Origin of the sequence: Bacillus sp. JJ664, from assembly GCF_036962205.1 — a bacterium.
Lineage (GTDB): Bacteria > Bacillota > Bacilli > Bacillales > Bacillaceae_G > Gottfriedia.
In genome coordinates this window covers 56,994-77,877 of sequence record NZ_JBALMS010000005.1, presented here as the reverse complement: position 1 = coordinate 77,877, position 20,884 = coordinate 56,994, and the positions used below count along the sequence as shown (strand labels likewise).

Below are 20,884 nucleotides of genomic sequence, written 5' to 3'. Positions count from 1 at the left end.
AGATATTAGGTGAGTTGTCAGTGAATGCAATCCTGGAGATTTATAGACGTGATTTGAAACGTATAGTAACAAATTGGGCAGCTTTAATGATTATTATAGGTCTTATTTTTATGCCATCTATGTATGCGTGGTTTAATATTAAGTCCGCTTGGAACCCTTATGGAAATACAAAAGGTTTGAAAGTAGCAATCGTTAATGAGGATCGTGGAGCTACGGTATTAAATAAAAATATCAACATCGGTAATAAAGTTGTTCACGCCCTAAAGAAAGAACCTACATTAGGGTGGAGATTTACCAATCAAGAAGATGCAAATAAGGGAGTAAAGCATGGGAGTTACTATGCTAGTATAATCATCCCAAGCGATTTTTCAGAAAAAATAAGCACTGTCATAACAGATGAACCTCAAAAACCGGAACTATTATACAGTGTAAATGAAAAGCTGAACATTGTTGCACCTAAATATACAGAAAAGGGAGCAAGTGGCATTGCCAACGAAATCACAAAAAATTTCGAGAAAACAGTCAGTACTGAAGTGCTAAATGTATTTAATAAAATCGGCATTGATTTACAGTCAAATCTACCTTTACTTAAGAAAACTGAGAGAACAATTTTTTTATTAGAGGAAGATCTGCCAAAAATTGAGCAAGGTGTAAGAAAAGCACTCTTTCATATGAATAATATTCAATCTGTTATTCAAACAGCAAACCAAGATTTACAGTTAATCAATGAACTTGCAACCAATGCGGAAAAGTTTACAAACGATATTGCTAACTTTCTCGAAAATATTAATCAATCAATTCAAAATGTTACACCGTTTATAAAGCAAGCGCTCGTTCTACTCCAAAATCAATCATCTACGATTCAGAATCTAGTGAATCAAATGCAAAATAAAGATATTAGTAACGTTGATGCGCTAAAATTTACCCGCGACTTAGAAGAGCATTTGGCTAACTCAAGCGAAACGATGAACAATTTGATTCAATTCCTTACTACATATAAAACGGGTACATCTATAGATTTAAGCAATGAAATAGATGCCTTAAAACAAGTTCAATCAAACATAAGTAGGCTCCAAAGTGCAATAAATGATGTAAATAATGCTCTTGAATCAGGGAGAGAAGTTCCAAAAGATGTTCTGAACAAAATGAACTTATATGCAAGTAATATAAATGACAGCCTTGCTAATCTAACTAGTAGATTTGATACTGATTTTGCGCCGAAAATAAATAATATTAACAAGTTAGCGAATTCATCAATTAAGGATATAGGAACAGTTTTGAATGATACAAAAAAAAGCATACCAGCTATTAAAGCAGTCTTGAATGATACTTCAAATCTAATATCAATGAAAAAAGGCGAAGTACAACAATTAATAAATGATTTTCCAATGATTGAAGAAAAAATAAAAAACCTCGCTAATAAAATTAGGGATGCAAAAAAACAGGGTAGTATCGAGGATTTAATTAATTTCCTTCGCACTGATATTGAGAAGACAAGTGATTTCTACTCAAATCCCATTAAGATTAAAAATGAAAGGATTTATCCAATACCCAACTATGGTACTGGAATGACACCTTTTTATACAACACTTTCATTATGGGTTGGGACTTTATTGCTCGTCTCTTTGTTAACGACAGAAGTGCATGAAGAACGGCAGTACAAAAGTAGGGAAGTCTACTTTGGAAGGTTTTTAACGTTTATATCAATTACCATATTACAATCTATCGTTGTAACTGTTGGTAACTTTTTAATCTTAGGAACATATGCAGCAAATAAAGGTTATTTTATATTATTTGGAATCTTTATTAGCATTGTTTTTACATTTATTGTCTATACTCTTGTTTCTGTATTTGGAAATGTTGGTAAAGGAATTAGTATTATTTTTCTTGTACTACAAATTTCAGGTGCGGGTGGAGTATACCCCGTGCAAGTAACACCTACATTTTTTCAAATCATTAATCCGTACTTACCTTTTACCTATGCAATTAGCTTATTAAGAGAAGCTACTGGTGGCATATTATGGTCAACTGTATATCGGGACCTGTTAGTATTATTAATTTATATTGTGTTTGCTGTGTTACTTGGTGTTGTTCTGAAGGGCCCAATTAATAATAAGGCGCAAAATATTATTAACCTATCTAAAAAAAGCAAAATCATTCATTAATGTATTTGAAATACGTGGAGATGAGAAATTCATTGAATCTTGACAGTATGTGCTATAACATAAGTGGGAGTTAAAATGTAATAGTTTTTGATAAGTAGGTGTTTTTAAATGAAGGTATCAGTTGTAATTTACTGTCATAATGTTGGAGAAAGTTTAGAGAAATTCCATGTGAATTTATCGAACACATTAAAACTACTCCGTGAAGACTATGAGTTGATTTACATTAATGATGGAAGCGAGGATGATACATTACTTGCTCTTCAAGTGATTTCAAATCATAGTAAACATATGAAATATATTTCTTTTAGTCGCTTTTTTGGTAGAGAGGGTTCTATTTGCGCAGGTTTTGAACACGCCAAAGGTGATGCGGTCATTCTAATGGATGGTAGCTTTAATCATCCAACAAATATGATTCTTGAGATGGTTGACGAATATAAAAAAGGGTTCGATCAAGTAGTCGCAAAAAGAAAATTAGAAAATGGTGTAATGAAAAAAGCGAAAAGAAGTATTGGTGAAAAATTTATCAGTAAATTGATAGATCCAGATCTACTTCAAAATGATGCTCAATTTCGCTTGTTAAGTAGGAAAGCGGTAAATGCAGTATTAAGTATGCCAGAGACAAACCGTTATTCTAAAGGCATGTTTAAATGGATTGGCTATAAAATAAAAACCATTGAGTATGAAGTAACTTCACGTGTAATGAATAAGGAATCTGAAACAAAAAGATTCGATGTGTTAAAAAACAGTATTGAATATATTCTTAGTTATGATACAAAACCGTTAAGATTTTTAACAAAGCTTGGGCTAGTACTAATTATACTTAGTCTTATATTCTTTATAATGATGAGTTTTAAAGTATTATTTATTGGTGTTCGAATTCCAGGCTTATACACGATATCAAACATTATGATGCTTTTTGGAGGTACTCAATTACTGATTACTGGGGTTATTGGTGAGTATGTCGGTAAAACGTATTTTGAAACAAAAAGAAGACCTCATTATATTGTAGAAGTTTCAAACTATGATGAAGTTTAGATATGTGGTAGAAATTAGGAAATTCGACAAGAATCTTGTCGAATTTCTTTTTTCATGTTTAGATAAAGAAAGAAAAAGAACATAAAATTAAGGCAAAACTTGGGGAGAAATAATGGGGAAAATGAAAAGTATTTTACCAGGGTTTATACTATGCCTTTTGATTGCAATCATTAGTCAAGTATTGTCATTTATCATACCAGTTGGTGCAGCAACTTTCTCAATATTAATTGGTTTAATAATTGGTAACACTTTTGGCATTAAATCAAATTATCAAATTGGAAGAAAGTTTGCAGAGAGCACTTTGTTAGAAGTATCTATATGCTTACTTGGTGCAACAGTTAGCATTCAGATGATTCATTTATTAGGATTTAAAGGATTATTAATGATCGTAATCCAGATGACGCTTGTATTAATTTTTACAATTTGGATTGGGAAAAAACTAGGTTTTGGGGTTAACTTTAGCTATTTAATGGCTAGTGGGAATGCCGTATGTGGTTCGTCGGCAATAGGTGCCACTGCGCCAGCTATACATGCATCACAAGAAGAAAAAGGATTGGCAGTAACGATTGTCAATTTGATGGGCACAGTTTTAATGTTTATTCTACCTCTTTTAGCAGCTGTTCTATATCACTCTGAAACATTGCCTACCGCGGCTTTATTAGGCAGCACGTTGCAGTCTGTTGGACAAGTTGTTGCGAGCGGAAGTTTAGTAAATGATGACGTAAAAAATTATGCGACGATTTTTAAACTAATTAGGGTCATTTTCTTAGTAGCGGTAGTCATTATTTTATCGAATAGTAAACGAAAAACAATGACTGAACACAATAATGAAAAAATAAAAGTGAAATTTCCATGGTATATAATCGGCTTTACGGCGCTATGCGTGTTATATAGTATAGGTGCATTGCCTAGCTGGTTATCAAGTGTTTCGAACCAATCTAGTCATCTATTAGAAATTATCGCTTTGGCGGCAATTGGATTAAATGTAAACATAAAGTATATTTTACAACAAGGAAAAAAGTTATCCTTATATGCGTTAATGATCGTAGGATTTCAAGTATTAGTAGCCATCATGTTTATTCAAGTATGGTATTAAGTTACACGTTTCAACAAAAATTGAATCATTGACTTATTTCTCGGGAAATTTCGTCAAGAAAGGTGGTATTTCTTTGTTTCAATTGTCTTCAGAATGGAGAAACATCTTAAATAATGAATTTGATAAGCCTTACTTTAAAGAATTAATAGAATTTATCGAAACAGAATATAGTGAGAAAAGAATTTATCCTGAAAAAGAACATATTTTTCAGGCGTTAAGTGAATGTTCATATGAAGAGTGTAAGGTAGTTATTATCGGCCAAGACCCTTACCATCAACACGGGCAAGCACACGGCTTAAGTTTTTCTGTTTTACCTGGTGTGAAAATTCCTCCTTCATTAAGAAATATATATAAAGAGTTACATCATGACTTAGGTCTCGAAATACCGAAAGAAGGATATTTGAAAAGTTGGGCAAAGCAAGGTGTACTATTATTAAATACGGTGCTTACTGTCCGTGATAGTGAACCAAACTCACATAAGAATAAAGGTTGGGAAATATTTACCGACCAAATTTTAGCCGAATTAAATAAACACGAAAAACCGATTATTTTTGTACTCTGGGGTAAACATGCTCAAGCAAAAGAGAAACTTTTAACAAGTGATCATCATTTTGTATTAAAATCACATCACCCTAGTCCTCTATCAGCTAGTAGAGGTTTCTTTGGGAGTAAGCCGTTTTCAAAAATTAACGAAAAGCTTGTCGAATTTGAAATGGAACCGATTGATTGGACGGTTAAATGAAAAAGAAGTCTATAGAAAACCTTTCAAACAGTCTGAGAATCTAATTTTTACACGGTTTCTACAAAAAAGGTTGTCCTTAGGACAACCTTTTTAATTATGTTAAATTGGCGATTTTATGTTTTCGAAAATAAATTTCTCAACTACTTTTGCTACGCCATCTTCATTGTTAGATGAAGTTACATAATCAGCTTGTTGCTTAATTTCATCTGCTGCATTTCCCATTGCTACACCAAGACCAGCAAATTTAATCATCGGAAGATCATTGTAGCCATCACCTATTGCAATCACTTCGTCTTGTCGAATTCCTAGAATTTGAATAAGGTGATTCAAACTTTTACCTTTGTCCACTTCATTATTTGTAAGTTCTAAGAAAAAAGGCTTCGAGCGCATTACGCTAATTTTACCTTCAAGTTCTTGTTGAAGTATTTTTTCAACCTTTACTAACTTTTCAGGGTCTTCTAACATTAGAAGTTTAACAACGTCGTTTTGTACATGCTCTGTAAAACTATTTACTTCTTTTATAGCCATTCCAGTAAGTTGTCCTTCAATATCTGTATATTGATTACCTTTTTCAGTGATAATATCATTCTCAACGTATGTATGAACAAATACATTATGTTTTTTACTAAGTTCATAAAGTTCATGTGCTTGTTCTTTCGTTAGTGTACATTCATATACATTATTCTTAGTGCGATAATCAGTAATGATGCCTCCGTTAAAAGAAAGAACATAGCTTCCGTATTCATGTAATAAAAGATCTTCAGCCAATTTATGCATTGCGAAGGTCGGTCTCCCGGAAGCAAGAACAACTTTTACGCCCATATCTTGGGCTTTAAGCAAAGCCTCTTTTGTGGTGGGAGAAATAACATGTTCATCTGTTAAGAGCGTGTCATCAATGTCTAATACAATCATTTTATATTCCAATGTTTTACCTCCTAAAAATTAACTATCTTAGTATACCACTGTACAATCATAATAGTGGTTATTTTGGTTCGTATTCGCTTTCGAAAAAAAGGCATAGTATAATAAACTTTATTGGATTGTTCTAAAAAAGCTTGGTGGTGATTTATCTGAATATTAGTGTAGAAAAAGTAATTCAGCAAATTGAAAATGAATTGCTAAAGGCAAAGGCAAATAAGCAAAAGCCAGGACAATTTCGTGAACGTATAGCTAGTATTCGCGCTTTATGCGAGTTAATGCTTGAAGAAGAAGGTAGTATAGAGGTTTCTAGTCATTTAAGCAGTAGTAATATTGTTCAATCAATTCCTAGTCAACCTATTCAAACTCAAATGGCTGTGATGCCTAAATATGATGAGTCTGAGCAAGGTGGATCATTATTAGATTTTTAAATAGTAGGGGGATAAAGTAAGGTATGAAGCTATTTTTCTTATTAGGTAGTATATCTGCATTTGTATCGATTGCATTAGGAGCATTCGGGGCTCATGGACTTGAAGGGAAGATTTCTGAAAGATCACTTCAAATTTGGCAAAAAGCTGTACAGTATCAAATGTTTCAAACGGGAGGACTATTCATAATTGGATTATTAATTGATAAATATGGATCAACTCCGCAATTAACTTGGGCTGGTTGGTTATCAGTCATTGGTATACTGTTATTCTCAGGAAGCTTGTACATATTAAGTATCTCTGGTATTAAAATTCTTGGTGCCATTACACCTTTGGGTGGCTTATCATTTTTAATCGCTTGGATTTTAGTAGGAATTGCAGTGATGAAATAAAAAAAGTGTTCAATAAAAGTGCGATTTGCACTATATTGAACACTTTTTTTTAAAGTTCATAAGGAAGAGCTATTTGTTCATCAAATGTAACGTAATCTAAGTAAATTGTAAGTAAGATAAACGATTTGTTTGAATTTACATCTCTAAGTACAATATGGTCTCGACCTGCACCCATTACATACCCGACGAAAACTTGCTGTTGATTACCAGTGAAAGTCATATAAACCGTAGCAATTTTCCCCCGATTTTGTCTAAGGATATTTTCTACATATGATTGTTCATACATTGCTGGTGAGGCTACAACTTGACCTTGTTGTGTAATCATACCACCAGATGGAGCTGCAAATCCTTGCCCTTGCCCCGTTTGTTGTCCTTGTTGTGGAGCAGGTTGTGTTGCTCGATAAATATTTTGATAATATTCGAAAGGATTACTCAAAGAAAAAACCTCCTTAATATAGGCTTTAATTCATTACTAAAAGACTTTTGGACAATCTTGAGGGCTTGGTTGATAAAAACAATGCGCCTTAAATCTTCCAGCTAATTTTTGGTTGTACCATGTTGGTGGACATGATCCTGAAGGTTCAAAGAACCATAAACAGAAATTCGCAGGCCAAAAGCGCTGTCCTGCTATAACTCTTCTTGCCAATTCGATATCTTGGTCACGAGCGCGCTGATAAAAATATGACTTTTGTACAGCTTCGAATCCACCAGGACTTTGATACACCATATCATTGATACTTCTAAGTTTTTTAAAATCTAAGCAATCGCATAATACCCTATTAACACAGACATTTCCCACCATCAGCATGCCTTCTTTTCCTTCACCCTCAGCTTCAGCACGCATTAATCTGGCCAATAATAAAACCTCTTGTTCTGTATGACGAATAACTGCCATAAAAAGGCCTCCTCATCCGAATAATAAATTGTGTGTATTCATAGAAGATCGGAAAGCGAGGACTGAATGGTTCGTTCACTACTGTAACTATATTAAAATTAGGAAGAACATATGACATCTTTTCCAAATGCAAAATAAAAAAACTTCTCAGTTAGAGAAGTTTTTTGGGGGGAAGAACGCCTTCCGCTTTTCAATTGTCTAGTTCCAGTTGTTAGCTTGGCGAGGCGCTTCCACTTTTCAATTAAACATATAAGTATTTTGCAAATGCGTCTTCTTTAAGAATTGTACCTACGAAGAATGAGCCGAACACGCCGTAACGTGCACTTACTTCATCAAAGCGCATTTCGTAAATTAGTTTCTTGAATTGTAGGACATCTTCGGAGAATAAAGTTACTCCCCATTCGTAATCGTCGAATCCAACTGAACCAGTAATGATTTGCTTAACTTTTCCAGCATATCCACGACCGATTTTACTATGACTATACATCATGTCTTTACGTGCTCCTGAAGGAAGCATGTACCAGTTGTCTTCGCCTTCACGTTTTTTATCCATAGGATAGAAACAAATATATTGTGCTTTTGGTAATGCTGGGTAAAGTCTAGAGCGTACATGAGGATTTTGATATGGATCTCCATCTTCTTCGCTTAAATAGTTACTTAACTCCACAACAGAAACGTATGAATATGTTGGAATCATGAATTGAGAAAGAGTTGTTTTGTTGATTTCTGTTTCAATATGTAATAATTCATCCATCGTTGGACGTAGAACCATAAACATAATGTCAGCTTTCTGTCCTAAAATATTATAAATTGCGTGGCTACCTTCTCCAGAATCAGCTACATGATTCCATTTTGAAAATACTTGTTGAAATTCTGCGATTGCTACTTGGCGCTCATCACTGCTTAATTGCTTAAAAGCATGCCAATCCATACTTCTAAAGTCATGTAGGCAATACCATCCATCTAAAGTTTTTGCAGCTTCACTCATTTTAAATCCCCCAAACGTTATCGTATTGATTTTCTTTTATATAGCATACTACAATTAAAAGTATTTTGTAAAAACATACAAAATTATACGGCAGTCAAATTTAGTTGGAAAATTACGAATAAACTTATTTTAAATGAGAGCGCTTTAATCCGAATATTATATTTTTCATTATTGTAAAAAGGTTTTATTCTTATTAATGTACATATAAATAACCGAGATAATATGGAGGTCACAATGAGTAATCTATTTGAAGGAATTAAACAAAAAGTATCTGGGAAAGGGATTTCGATTGTATTACCGGAAGGAACGGATGAAAGAATCTTATCAGCTGCTGATCGTCTTGCAAAAGAAAATGTACTAAAACCAATTTTAATTGGCGAAGTTGCTAACGTAAAAGCTAAAGCAAGTGATTTAGGATTAGCACTTGAGGGAGTAGAGATATTAGATCCAAGTACATATGAAAATATGGAAGAATTAGTTGCTTCATTTGTTGAACGTCGTAAAGGAAAAGCAACTGAAGAACAAGCACGTAAAGTATTATTAGATCCAAATTATTTTGGAACAATGCTTGTTTACTCAAACAAAGCAAACGGATTAGTTAGCGGTGCAACACACTCAACTGCGGATACTGTACGTCCAGCGCTTCAAATTATTAAGACGAAGCAAGGTGTGTCAAAAACTTCTGGTGTATTCATCATGGTTCGTGAAGATGAAAAGTATGTGTTTGCAGATTGTGCGATTAATATTGCTCCTAATAGTCAAGATTTAGCTGAAATTGCAATAGAGAGCGCAAAAACAGCTAAATTATTCGATATTGATCCTAAAATCGCAATGTTAAGTTTCTCAACAAAAGGATCTGCTAAATCTCCTGAAACAGAAAAAGTTGCTGAAGCAGTAAAAATTGCAAAAGAATTAGCACCTGAATTAACGTTAGATGGTGAGTTCCAATTTGATGCAGCATTTGTTCCTTCCGTTGCTAAAAGTAAAGCACCTGAATCAGTCATTCAAGGTGATGCAAATACATTTATTTTCCCAAGCTTAGAAGCTGGAAATATTGGATACAAAATTGCTCAACGTCTAGGTAACTTTGAAGCAATCGGTCCAATTTTACAAGGACTAAACATGCCGGTTAACGATTTATCTCGTGGTTGTAATAGCGAAGACGTATATAAACTATCAATTATTACTGCAGCACAGGCATTATAAAAAAAAGAGTACCAGTGGGTACTCTTTTTTATTTTTCTAAATCAATTTGTAAAGTCTCTAATTCCTCATTACGATCAATCATACGTTGTAAATGGTGCTTATATAAATCTATTTCATCGCCTTGTAGTGAATTCGTCACAATTGTTGGAGTTAATTTGATCAGCGACTGAAGAAGTCTTTTCATAACCTCAGAAACTGAAAGATTCACTGATAACAATTCAGAGAGAGAGGCCATTGTATTAGGATTGATGTTTGGATATTTAAAGTTCGTTTCTTTATTGTTTATCGCGATATCATAAAAGTCCTTAATGATTGATGCACGCTTTGAGCCACTTTCATTTATGCACAAGTAGATTTGTACTGCGACACCTTTACGAATTCGACGTTGTGAAATACCAGCAAATTTTTTACCATCTATACTTAAGTCATAATCCCCTGGACAGTATGAACCTACGATTTCCTTTGCTTCAATCCCATTTGTTACATCCTTAAACATATCTTGAATAAGAGCATACATCGTTTCATAGCCGTCATTAATTTGTAGCTTGCGTTCGACTTCAGGAAAAAGTATTGAAATATTCAGCACACCTTCATCTAACACTACAGCTAGTCCACCAGAGTTTCTAACAATCGCCTTATAACCATGCTCATTCAGGAACTTAATCCCATTTGATAAGTTTGGTAATCTAGTATCCTGTATACCAAGTACAATTGTTTGATGATGTATCCATGTACGGACTGTTGTAGGTGACTCTTGTTTTCCAATCTTTGTACAAATTGTATCATCTAATGCAAAAGATTGAATGGCTTTAAAAGAAGGTCCCAAGGTTGATCCATCTATAAAACGTATTTCATTTTGCTTTAATCGTTCTAAATGTTGATTCATTGAGTAAGCCCCTTGCTTTTCACGTTTGATTTCCTATTTTAACATGAATCATGACAAATAAAAAAAATCCTATATCAACATAATAGTAGCTGAATTTTTATATAATTTTAAAAATAATGATTGACATCATACTGTAATCCAACTTATAGTTAATACGATAATAAGAATCATTATCAATTAGAGCTTTCTTTTTAGATGGAAATTTTAAATGATTTTAGTAAATGCAAACGGTTTTACCTTTTACTTCAGTGAATGTTATTTGGTTAAAATCCTATTTTCAAAATATCCATTCGTGAGGAGATATGTCTCATGATGTGCTTTATATTGTTTTCAAGTTCGGGAAGTTGAGAAAAAGTTTCTACGGACAAACAAACTATTGTCAATAAACTAATTAAAGGAGAAATACAAAATGAAAAAAATTTTATTCCCATTAGTCCTAATCCTAATGCTAGTGATTAGTGCATGTAGCAATAACAGTTCGGAAAAGAAAGACAGTGCTAAAAAAGAAGAGCCAAAGACGTTTACATATGAATCTGAAACAGGTCCAGTGGAAGTTCCATCAAATCCTAAACGTGTAATCCTATTATCAGGATTTACAGGTAATGTTCTTTCGTTAGGTGTAAATGTAGTAGGTGTGGATGTTTGGTCAAAAAATAATCCTACATTTACTGAAGAAATGAAAGATATAGCAGAAGTATCTGATGAAAACTTAGAAAAAATTATAGAACTAGATCCAGATTTAATCATTGGATTATCAAATATTAAAAACCTAGATAAATTAAAAGAAATTGCTCCAACTGTAACTTATACATGGGGTAAACTTGATTATTTAAGTCAACACGTTGAAATTGGTAAGCTTTTAAACAAAGAGAAGGAAGCTCAAGCATGGGTTGATGACTTCAAAGCAAGATCTGAAAAAGCTGGTGAAGAAATTCGAGCTAAAATTGGTGAAGATGCTACAGTAACTGTTTTTGAAGCTTATGATAAACAATTATACGTTTTCGGTAATAACTGGGCACGTGGAACAGAAATTTTATATCAAGCGATGAATTTAAATATGCCTGAAAAAGTAAAAGAAATGGCATTAAAAGATGGCTATTACGCAGTTTCAGCAGAAGTTCTTCCTGAATATGCTGGAGATTATGTAATCATTAGTAAGTATGCGGGCGCAGACATTGCATTCCAAAAAACAAACACATATAAAAACATTCCAGCTGTGAAAAACAATCATGTCTATGAAATGGAAGGAAATGGTGCTTCATTCAGTGATCCAGTAACACTTGATAAGCAACTAGAATTCTTTAAAAAATCGTTTTTAGGTGAATAATCATGATTGGAGGGGTTCTAATAAAGGAATCCCTCCTTTTTATATCTACTCCACATTGCATAGAAAAGCCCATGCATTAAAAAATAGAGGAACTATGATTTTGGCAGTTCATAGTATCCTCTATTTATGAGAGTCTAGTTAACTTAATAGAAGGTAGACATTCTATTCAGCAATTTTTTCTAAATTTCCGTTCTTATCCATTCTAAAAGATGTTGCTGCTGGTTTCTCTTCCTCTTCAAATAATACTAATTTTCTAGCTCGATTCATGATTTTCATCATTGTTTCATAGTCTTCTTGAACAGTAGTTGCATCTTTCTCAAGCTTTTCTACTTGTCTCTGTAATTGTGTATTGCGCTCTTGTAATAGAAGAATCTCTCGTTTTAACTGATCATTTTCACGAACTAAACGTTCGCTACCGATATGATTGCTAGACAGGCCTTGTAAAAACTGAATAACATCAAACATCGTAATTGAATCTTTTCTCGTATTATAAGATGGCACTTGATTTGAATAAGACTTTGAAACAGTTGGTACATTCGTTGGTACGTTTGAAACAACCTCGGATTGCAGGTCTTCATCATCAGATGTTGTCTCATGACTTACATCGCTAAGTGTATTCGTTTCAACAAAAGAACCGAACTCTTGGTCAATTTCTACACCAAATTCTAAATCTTGTTCATCATTTAAATAACGATCAAAATTACTAGATACATCAGTTTGTATATAACTAGATTCAGAAGGTGTATAGAGTAATTTCTTTTTCGCATCTTCACCTTTAGCGTGGCGAAGTTTTTCTTTACGGAATTTTTTAGCCAATTGAAGTGCCTTTTCATAATTATAACGGACTACAGCATTCCAACGGAAACCACATGCTGCGGAAGTGCGTTCTAGAATATCGCCAACTTCTTCAAAGGCATTTAATTGGGTACTACCTTCTCGAACATGCCTTAAAACGGTTTCCGCCAATAACAAATCGTTTTCTTCAGTCCAAGCATCTTGTCTTAATTTCATCATAGAAATTCCCCTCAACTTTCTTTAATAGTTATGCAAAGTAAATTATTTCTTAGCTGATTAATAGAAGTTTGGACAAAAAAATAGAAAACTATACAAAAAATAGTAGAATACTATTTGAGTGCAATTTTAAGTGAATACTTGCATGTCCTTTTTGGAACGAGTAAAATACTGCATAGTATGTTCAATAAAGAACAGAAGGGATTGTAAAACATGTCAAATGAATTTAGAATATGTGACGATTGCCAGGCGACTAACATTAAAACACTAGTCCCTCGCTTAAAAAGAATAGATGAAGACGCAGAAGTACAAGTGGGTTGTCAATCATATTGCGGACCTGGACGCAAAAAGTCATTTTGCTTTGTCAATAATCGTCCATTATCAGCACCAAATGAAGACGAATTGATTGTAAAGATAAAATCAAAACTAGGTAAGAATTAAACGTTCCTTCATCGCAAGGAGCGTTTTTTCATATATATCTGTTATAATGGATAAAAGTGGAAGAGTTATTCCACACAATCATAATGAAGAGATTGAAGGGGGGCCAACATATGTCTTATCGTATTCAGAAGCTATATGAAGAAAAGGTTTTTAAAGATCCAGTTCATCGTTATATCCATGTTAGGGATCAAGTAATTTGGGATTTAATTGGAACGAAGGAATTCCAAAGGCTACGTAGAATAAAACAGCTAGGGACTACATATCTTACTTTTCATGGAGCAGAGCATAGTCGATTTTCTCATTCTTTAGGTGTATATGAAATTATTAGAAGAATGGTTGATGATGTATTCTCTGGAAGACCTGAGTGGAGTGAAGAAGATCGTTTATTAGCACTTTGTGCGGGCTTGTTACATGATGTTGGTCATGGCCCTTTTTCACATACGTTTGAAAAGATTTTTAATTTAGATCATGAAGAAATGACAAGAGAAATCATTGAAGGTTCTACAGAAATAAATAGCATTTTACAAAGAGTTGGAGTGGACTTTCCAAAGCAAGTTTCAGAGATCATAGAAAAAACATCAACAAATAAATTAGTGACGAGTATGATATCAAGTCAAATTGATGCAGATCGTATGGATTACTTATTAAGGGATGCGTATTACACTGGTGTAAGCTACGGAAACTTTGATATGGAACGAATCTTAAGAGTTATGAGACCACGTCCAGATGGTATTGTGATCAAAAAATCTGGGATGCATGCAGTAGAGCATTATTTGATTAGTCGTTTCCAAATGTATTGGCAGGTTTATTTTCATCCAGTTTCTCGAAGTGCGGAAGCAATCCTACTTAAAATTTTACAACGTGCAAAGTATTTAAATGAAACAGGCTATCATTTTAACTACGTTCCAGTTCATTTTGGAAATCTATTTGAAGGTAACGTTGAGTTAGATGAATACTTAAAATTAGATGAATCTGTATTATTATATTACTTCCAGGTATGGCAAGAAGAGTCAGATGAAATATTAAGTGATTTATGTCAACGATTCTTAAATCGTCATTTGTTTAAATATGTAGATTTTCAAGATCAAATTCATTCAGAGAAACTTGTTGAGCTACATCAATTGTTTTTGAAAATAGGCATTAACCCTGACTATTATTTAGTGAAGGATACAATTTCAGACGAGGCTTATGATTACTTTAGATACGGTGAGGAAGATGGAAAGAAGCCGATCCTATTACTATTTCCTAATGGAGAGTTAAAAGAGATTTCACGTAAGTCAGAATTGGTAGATGGCATAACAGGGAAAAAATTATCTGATTCAAAATTATATTATCCACATGATTTAATCTATAATGAACCTGATGAGACAAGAAAGAAAATAATTGAAATCATAGAAGAAATTGCAGGGGCAAAAAGTAGATAATCGTAAAAGAAAACGGAAGAAATGATTCCTTCCGTTTTCTTTTACTGTATGTAATTAAGATTTACTATTCGTCACTAAGTCTTTTACCAGCAACTGCGTAATGGTTTTTAGACATTTCTTCGATAAAAACGACAACCTTTTCTACTGGAGCACCTGTCGTTTCGCTTACAGCAGAAGTTACTTTTTCGACTAATGCTTTCTTTTGTTCCTCAGTACGACCTTCTAGCATTTTTACTGTTACATATGGCATAATTTAGACCTCCTTATAATTGTCATTTATATTATAACTCAATGCTTGGTATCGTAACGAATTAAATCAATTCTGATTGAACAATACATCATAAAACATTAAAATATTCTAAGAAAGAGATATATCATTTACTGAGAGGGGCTAATAATGGGATCATTTTTTCAATTTCCTTTACAAGATTTACCACTAATATTATTAGTTTTTGCGATTTCTTTATCAGTTCACGAATTCGCACATGCATATGTAGCATATAAGTTTGGTGATAGCACTGCACAAAGACAGGGAAGATTAACACTTTCGCCATTAAAGCACTTAGATTTATTTGGAACAATTGCAATTTTAATATTAGGTTTTGGTTGGGCAAGACCAGTACCTGTAAACCGTAATAATTTTAAAAATCCAAGGATAGCTGGGATATTAACAACAGTAGCTGGCCCAATCAGTAATTTACTGTTAGCTACATTAGGATTAATTGTTTTCTTATGTTTAATAAAGTTCAGAGTATTTGATTCATTTCCTGATGCTTTAGTGACTACATTGAGTACATTTTTTAATATGTTTATTCGAATGAATATAGTATTGTTTGTATTTAATTTAATTCCACTACCACCACTTGATGGTTATCGAATTATTGAAGACCTAGTACCAAATAATGTACGTGCAATCATGAGTCAATACGAACAATATGGAGCTTTTATTTTTCTTATTTTAGTTTTAACTCCTTTAGATAGATATACGATTCAACCTATTTTTGAGATAGCAATACCTTCAGTATTACACTGGATTAGTTCAATTGTTGCACCCTTATTTATGTAATGGATTTTAGGAGGTAGAAAAATGGCTGAACAACCAAAAAAGAAATCACTAGGATTTAATATTTTAAAGAATGACTCAACGAGCGGACATGGAGGATTTGGCGTTGGCGCAATTAGCTTAGAGAACGTTTCTCCAGTCTTTATCGATATTAATGAGGACGATGTATTTGTAGATGTAGGCGCTATGCATGCACGTAGTTCAGTGGAAAAAGGAATTAAATTCTTAACGAATGAGGAAGAAGTTCCAAACGGTAAGCCATATTGGTTAGTTTGGGTAGCTACTGAGCGCAATGAGAGTGGTCCATACTATGCTGGTGTGACAGGCTGTTATATGACTGTTGACCGCGAGGCTAGAAGAGGCTATAAACTATTACCTGACCATGTAAATAAGATGGATAAGGCAATGAAACGTAAAATAATGGTAGAACATATGGATGAAAAGTCTCGTAAATTATTAGCCGGTTACTTGAAAACTCATAATGAAGAGATGTGGAACAATTCTTCAGATCAACTAAAAACTGAACTGTTAGGGTAGTCTACTTCTGTAAATTCTAATTGGAAAATAATATAAAAAAAATTACTGAAAACGTCGAATAATCTTTTTACATTTAGGGCTAAATACAGTAAACTATTAATAGCTTGGACAAAGCTAGGACTAGGACAAACAAAAGACCTTACCAATTTGGTGAGGTCTTTTGTTTTTTTATGGTAAGTACTGTGAATACCACGGTTTTTTGACTTTTTTTAACGATACTTTCTTCATACAACTATTTTTTGGTTGCGTATTTTTAAGATAATATAGGGTAACCTTTCCACTGCAGCCGTCTTTATATAAAAGACCTGTTTTTTCATCTACTGAAACCTTTACTAGATTCTTAGGAATTGACGATTTTGTTTTTTCATCAGGTAAGTAATTCATAACTGATGCCCACATTTCTTTCGCTACATTTTTCTCATTCTCTGTTAAGTTTTTTGAATGATCATATCCAACCCACACACCAACAACATATTTTGAATCGAAGCCAATCATCCAATTATCTGTTTTTGTTGTTCCAGTTTTACCATAATAATCTTTAGTTAACTCCGGTATTATAACAGTACCAGTAACAGGTAAATAGCTAGAAAATGTAGTATTAAACATTCCATTCATTAATTGTTTAAGAATCATTGTTTCTTCTTTTTTTAAGACTTGTTTCTTATTTTGTGTAGGTTTATAAATTAAATTTCCTGACTTCGATCTAACCTCTTTCACAAAATGTGGCGTAACATCTTTACCACCATTAGCGATCATTGCATATGCTCTTGCAATATCAAGTAATGTTGCTTCCTGCGTTCCAAGTGAGAGTGAAGGAACTTCCTTTGTTGGTTTTGGTAAATGAAACAGTTTTTGAGTTTTCATAAATTCTTCTGTTCCGATCGCTTGCTGTGTTTTTACAGCATAGATATTGTCAGAAACTGCAATGGCTTTTGCTAGAGTGATTGAATCATTGGCATATAAATTACCACTATTTTTGGGACTATATTTTGCACCGTCTTCAAACTTAAACTCTGTTGGTTCACTTTTTAATTTAGTAGAGGGAGTAAAGCCGTTTACAAGAGCACTATAGTATAAAATCGGTTTAATTGTACTACCTAATTGTCTTTTTGCAGTAGTTGCACGATTAAATAAAAGCTGACCCTGCTCGCGACCGCCAATCATACTAATTACTTCACCTGACTGACTATCTAATACAATGACACTAGCTTGTAGATTAGGAAATGGTTTAATAATTTTTTCAAAGGTACTTTCAACTTTTTTTTGAATTGAAGCATCAAAGGTAGTATAAATTGAACTGCCATTATTATTGATTGAATGTCCGAGATTCGTTGAGATTTCTTTTATCACATTTTGTTGGAAATAAGATGTGAAAAGTGAATTAGTAGAATGGTTAATCGGCATTAGGTGAATTTTCTCTTTAACCGCCTCATTTACTGTTTTTTGATCGATTACACCACTATGTTCAAGTGCTGCTAAAATACGCGCCTGACGTTTTTTAGCAGATGAAAAATGAGCATATGGATCATACGTTGAAGGGTTAGCAGGAATACTTAATAGAAAAGTCGCTTCAGCAGTAGAGAGTTGTTTACTGTCTTTCCCTAAAAAAGTGTTCGCAGCAGTTTCTAACCCGTAAACTCCATGACCAAAATAGATTGTGTTTAAATAAGCTTCTAATAATTTTTCTTTATCGTATGATGACTCCAGTTTCATTGTAATAAATGCTTCTTTTAATTTTCTCCTTAATGTTTTCTCTTGTGATAAATAGAGGTTTTAGCTAACTGTTGAGTTATGGTGCTAGCACCTTGGGCGTAAGAACCTTTTGAAATATTAATTAGGATAGCCGATGCCATTCGCTTTACATCAAATCCATGATGGTGAAAAAATTGCCGATCTTCGGATACTAAAATTGTATTGATGACAATTGGAGGAACATCCGAAATTTTTAAAGTCTTTCTATTTTGAAGTAATTGCGTTTTTCCAATTAACGTAGCATTAGAATCGTAAAAGTTAGAATTTGATTCAATAAATAATGAGGGTTTGGTTGTATGGCTAGCGATTAAGTAAACACTAGTAAAAGAAATAGTACCTAAAAGGGAAATAACAGTTAATAGAATGCCTACCTTTTGCAAGAAACGCCAGTGATATGAATAGGTGATTGTTTGCATTTGTTCCCCTCCTTTTCAACTAGTTACTGGTCATATTCATAGTATGGTAGATTGCGAGATTTTTTATACGAGGAACTTTTCATTTTTCATAAGAAAAAATATCAATTAATTAGCCTTAAAAATCTTGCATTTCATCGAATTTACTCTATACTTTTCTTTTGTACGGCAAAAAATGTCGTAACAACACAAATCCGATAGGAATTAGGAAGAGTGGGGATAATACGAAACATAATCAACTAGATAAAAACTACTGTGTTATGTTTCAAACTAAATCTTGATAAAGAAGGGTAGATGCATTAAATGGAATTATGGTTTACTGAAAAACAAACAAAAAACTTTGGAATTACTGCTAAAATTAATAAAACTTTACATACAGAGCAAACTGAGTTTCAGAAGCTTGACATGGTAGAGACTGAAGAATTTGGTAACATGCTTATTTTAGACGGTATGGTAATGACGACTCAAAAAGATGAGTTTGTATACCATGAAATGGTTGCTCACGTACCTTTATTTACTCACCCAAATCCAGAGAACGTTCTAGTTGTTGGTGGAGGCGATGGTGGCGTTATTCGTGAAGTATTAAAGCACCCAAGTGTAAAAAAAGCTACTTTAGTTGAAATCGATGGAAAAGTAATTGAGTACTCTAAAATTTACTTACCAGAAATTGCTGGAAAATTAGAAGATCCACGTGTTGAAGTGAAAGTAGACGATGGATTTATGCATATTGCAAACAGTGAGAATGTATATGATGTAATCATGGTTGATTCAACTGAACCAGTAGGACCTGCAGTAAACTTATTCACTAAAGGTTTCTATGCTGGTATTTCAAAAGCATTAAAAGAAGATGGAATCTTCGTTGCTCAAACGGACAACCCTTGGTTTACACCTGAATTAATTACGCAAGTACAACGTGATGTAAGAGAAATCTTCCCAATCACACGTTTATACATTGCAAATATCCCAACATACCCAAGTGGAATGTGGACATTTACAATTGGTTCGAAAAAACACGATCCACTTGAAGTAGAAGAGAATCGTTTCTTTGATATTGAGACAAAATATTATACAAAAGAGCTACACAAAGCAGCGTTCGTTCTACCAAAATTTGTAGCTGATCTTACGAAATAAGGGGGCTGTCTTATGCGTTTTGATGAGGCATATTCAGGAAATGTATTTATAAAGAGTCACCCAAGCTTTGAGGAAAGTAAAGCAGTTATCTATGGCATGCCAATGGATTGGACTGTAAGCTTTCGTCCAGGTTCTCGTTTTGGTCCTGCACGTATTCGTGAAGTATCAATTGGTTTAGAAGAATATAGTCCATATCAAGATAAGGAACTTGAAGAAGTGAAATATTTTGATGCAGGAGATATTCCATTACCATTTGGTAATGCACAAAGAAGTCTTGATATGATCGAAGACTACATTGATGGCTTATTAGCTCAAGGGAAATTCCCATTAGGATTAGGTGGGGAGCATCTTGTTTCTTGGCCAGTAATGAAAGCAATGTATAAAAAATACCCAGATTTAGCAATCATTCATTTTGATGCACATACTGATTTACGTGATTCATATGAAGGAGAACCATTATCTCATTCAACACCAATTAAAAAGGTTTGTAATTTAATTGGACCAACGAATGTTTATTCTTTCGGAATCCGTTCAGGTATGAAAGAAGAATTTGAGTGGGCTAAAGAAGTGGGAATGAACTTATTTAAATTCGAGGTTCTTGAGCCGTTGAAGAAGGTTCTTCCAACACTTGCTGGTCGTCCAGTATATGTAACGATTGATATCGATGTACTTGACCCAGCTCATGCTCCTGGTACAGGAACACTTGAAGCTGGTGGTATTACATCAAAAGAAATGATCGATAGCATCTTAGCGATTGCAAACAGTGATATTAATGTAGTTGGTGCGGACTTAGTAGAAGTAGCTCCAGTATATGATCACGCTGAACAAACTCAAGTTGCAGCAAGTAAATTCATCCGCGAAATGTTATTAGGGTGGGTTAAGTAATATTAGAGACGATTTTCCGTTCACTATGAACGGAGAATCGTCTTTTTTATAGTTTCCTTTAAATCTGTTTCTAAATGAACCTTTAGCCCATTTCATTAATTATTTATATTCTTTTCTACTAGCTTGTTATTTTAAAGAGGTTTTATTAA

22 protein-coding genes and 1 pseudogene are annotated in these 20,884 nt (G+C 33.5%); 14 read left to right on the top strand and 9 right to left on the bottom strand.

The features are described from left to right. Positions 1-20: 20 nt before the first annotated feature. The 4 genes from V7056_RS00970 (at position 21) to V7056_RS00955 (ending at position 5,038) form a co-directional block, all read left to right on the top strand. Entirely contained in the window at positions 21-2,165 is a 2,145-nt protein-coding gene (locus V7056_RS00970; protein WP_499698492.1) for a YhgE/Pip domain-containing protein, read from the top strand. Positions 2,166-2,273: 108 nt separating this feature from the next. Continuing rightward, positions 2,274-3,200: a glycosyltransferase family 2 protein gene (locus tag V7056_RS00965; RefSeq protein ID WP_499698491.1), complete on the top strand. Its 927-nt coding sequence runs from the start codon at positions 2,274-2,276 to the stop codon at positions 3,198-3,200. Positions 3,201-3,312: 112 nt separating this feature from the next. After that, on the top strand, positions 3,313-4,296 hold the full coding sequence (locus V7056_RS00960; protein WP_499698490.1) for a YeiH family protein: 984 nt from the start codon (positions 3,313-3,315) through the stop codon (positions 4,294-4,296). 73 nt (positions 4,297-4,369) lie between these two features. Further along, complete coding sequence (locus tag V7056_RS00955; RefSeq protein WP_499698489.1) at positions 4,370-5,038, top strand: uracil-DNA glycosylase; 669 nt, start codon at positions 4,370-4,372, stop codon at positions 5,036-5,038. Between the two features lie 99 nt (positions 5,039-5,137). Here the strand turns inward: V7056_RS00955 and V7056_RS00950 are convergent, their stop codons facing one another. Then, positions 5,138-5,962, bottom strand: coding sequence for a Cof-type HAD-IIB family hydrolase (locus tag V7056_RS00950; RefSeq protein ID WP_499698488.1), 825 nt, complete (start codon positions 5,960-5,962; stop codon positions 5,138-5,140). A 137-nt stretch (positions 5,963-6,099) separates the two neighbouring features. Between V7056_RS00950 and V7056_RS00945 the strand changes: the two genes are divergently transcribed. Together V7056_RS00945 and V7056_RS00940 are read left to right on the top strand one after the other, a co-directional pair. Continuing rightward, positions 6,100-6,387 (top strand): YwdI family protein, encoded by a 288-nt coding sequence (locus V7056_RS00945; RefSeq protein WP_499698487.1) that lies wholly within the window; start codon positions 6,100-6,102, stop codon positions 6,385-6,387. A gap of 23 nt (positions 6,388-6,410) precedes the next feature. Continuing rightward, complete coding sequence (locus V7056_RS00940; protein WP_464960368.1) at positions 6,411-6,776, top strand: DUF423 domain-containing protein; 366 nt, start codon at positions 6,411-6,413, stop codon at positions 6,774-6,776. 49 nt (positions 6,777-6,825) lie between these two features. Here the strand turns inward: V7056_RS00940 and gerQ are convergent, their stop codons facing one another. The 3 genes from gerQ to hemQ all read right to left on the bottom strand — a co-directional run bounded on the left by gerQ (position 6,826) and on the right by hemQ (position 8,659). Next, on the bottom strand, positions 6,826-7,212 hold the full coding sequence (gerQ, locus tag V7056_RS00935; RefSeq protein ID WP_499698486.1) for a spore coat protein GerQ: 387 nt from the start codon (positions 7,210-7,212) through the stop codon (positions 6,826-6,828). A 36-nt stretch (positions 7,213-7,248) separates the two neighbouring features. Then, a complete protein-coding gene (locus V7056_RS00930) occupies positions 7,249-7,671 on the bottom strand; it encodes a cell wall hydrolase (protein ID WP_499698485.1) in 423 nt (140 codons plus the stop codon). 241 nt (positions 7,672-7,912) lie between these two features. Further along, on the bottom strand, positions 7,913-8,659 hold the full coding sequence (gene hemQ / locus V7056_RS00925; RefSeq protein WP_499698484.1) for a hydrogen peroxide-dependent heme synthase: 747 nt from the start codon (positions 8,657-8,659) through the stop codon (positions 7,913-7,915). A 234-nt stretch (positions 8,660-8,893) separates the two neighbouring features. Between hemQ and pta the strand changes: the two genes are divergently transcribed. Further along, positions 8,894-9,865 carry a phosphate acetyltransferase gene (gene pta / locus V7056_RS00920; protein ID WP_499698483.1) on the top strand — a complete coding sequence of 324 codons (972 nt, stop codon included), beginning with the start codon at positions 8,894-8,896 and terminating at the stop codon, positions 9,863-9,865. A gap of 28 nt (positions 9,866-9,893) precedes the next feature. Here the strand turns inward: pta and lipL are convergent, their stop codons facing one another. Continuing rightward, positions 9,894-10,751, bottom strand: coding sequence for an octanoyl-[GcvH]:protein N-octanoyltransferase (gene lipL, locus V7056_RS00915; protein WP_499698482.1), 858 nt, complete (start codon positions 10,749-10,751; stop codon positions 9,894-9,896). A gap of 409 nt (positions 10,752-11,160) precedes the next feature. Here lipL and V7056_RS00910 point away from each other — a divergent pair, with 409 nt between their 5' ends. Continuing rightward, on the top strand, positions 11,161-12,078 hold the full coding sequence (locus V7056_RS00910; protein ID WP_499698481.1) for an iron-hydroxamate ABC transporter substrate-binding protein: 918 nt from the start codon (positions 11,161-11,163) through the stop codon (positions 12,076-12,078). A 162-nt stretch (positions 12,079-12,240) separates the two neighbouring features. Here V7056_RS00910 and V7056_RS00905 read toward each other — a convergent pair whose 3' ends face one another. Beyond that, the gene (locus V7056_RS00905; protein ID WP_499698536.1) at positions 12,241-13,089 is read right to left on the bottom strand and encodes an RsfA family transcriptional regulator; all 849 of its coding nucleotides are present in this window, start codon (positions 13,087-13,089) and stop codon (positions 12,241-12,243) included. A gap of 213 nt (positions 13,090-13,302) precedes the next feature. Between V7056_RS00905 and V7056_RS00900 the strand changes: the two genes are divergently transcribed. After that, on the top strand, positions 13,303-13,530 hold the full coding sequence (locus tag V7056_RS00900; RefSeq protein WP_499698480.1) for a YuzB family protein: 228 nt from the start codon (positions 13,303-13,305) through the stop codon (positions 13,528-13,530). Positions 13,531-13,640: 110 nt separating this feature from the next. Continuing rightward, positions 13,641-14,954: an HD domain-containing protein gene (locus V7056_RS00895; RefSeq protein WP_499698479.1), complete on the top strand. Its 1,314-nt coding sequence runs from the start codon at positions 13,641-13,643 to the stop codon at positions 14,952-14,954. Positions 14,955-15,018: 64 nt separating this feature from the next. Here the strand turns inward: V7056_RS00895 and thmT are convergent, their stop codons facing one another. After that, on the bottom strand, positions 15,019-15,204 hold the full coding sequence (gene thmT / locus V7056_RS00890; protein WP_088001489.1) for a 2-hydroxymuconate tautomerase: 186 nt from the start codon (positions 15,202-15,204) through the stop codon (positions 15,019-15,021). 147 nt (positions 15,205-15,351) lie between these two features. Between thmT and V7056_RS00885 the strand changes: the two genes are divergently transcribed. Further along, entirely contained in the window at positions 15,352-16,020 is a 669-nt protein-coding gene (locus tag V7056_RS00885) for a site-2 protease family protein (protein ID WP_499698478.1), read from the top strand. A gap of 21 nt (positions 16,021-16,041) precedes the next feature. After that, the gene (locus tag V7056_RS00880; RefSeq protein ID WP_499698477.1) at positions 16,042-16,554 is read left to right on the top strand and encodes a YwhD family protein; all 513 of its coding nucleotides are present in this window, start codon (positions 16,042-16,044) and stop codon (positions 16,552-16,554) included. Positions 16,555-16,722: 168 nt separating this feature from the next. On the opposite strand, the gene V7056_RS00875 is transcribed toward V7056_RS00880, so the two are convergent. Both V7056_RS00875 and V7056_RS00870 read right to left on the bottom strand, forming a co-directional pair. After that, positions 16,723-16,938 carry a hypothetical protein gene (locus V7056_RS00875; protein ID WP_499698535.1) on the bottom strand — a complete coding sequence of 72 codons (216 nt, stop codon included), beginning with the start codon at positions 16,936-16,938 and terminating at the stop codon, positions 16,723-16,725. Positions 16,939-17,001: 63 nt separating this feature from the next. Further along, positions 17,002-18,722 (bottom strand): annotated as a pseudogene (locus V7056_RS00870) (transglycosylase domain-containing protein); the annotation flags it as partial. Between the two features lie 300 nt (positions 18,723-19,022). Between V7056_RS00870 and speE the strand changes: the two are divergent. Next, positions 19,023-19,850, top strand: coding sequence for a spermidine synthase (gene speE, locus V7056_RS00865; RefSeq protein WP_025671010.1), 828 nt, complete (start codon positions 19,023-19,025; stop codon positions 19,848-19,850). A 12-nt stretch (positions 19,851-19,862) separates the two neighbouring features. Further along, a complete protein-coding gene (speB, locus tag V7056_RS00860; RefSeq protein ID WP_088001479.1) occupies positions 19,863-20,735 on the top strand; it encodes an agmatinase in 873 nt (290 codons plus the stop codon). Positions 20,736-20,884: the final 149 nt, after the last annotated feature.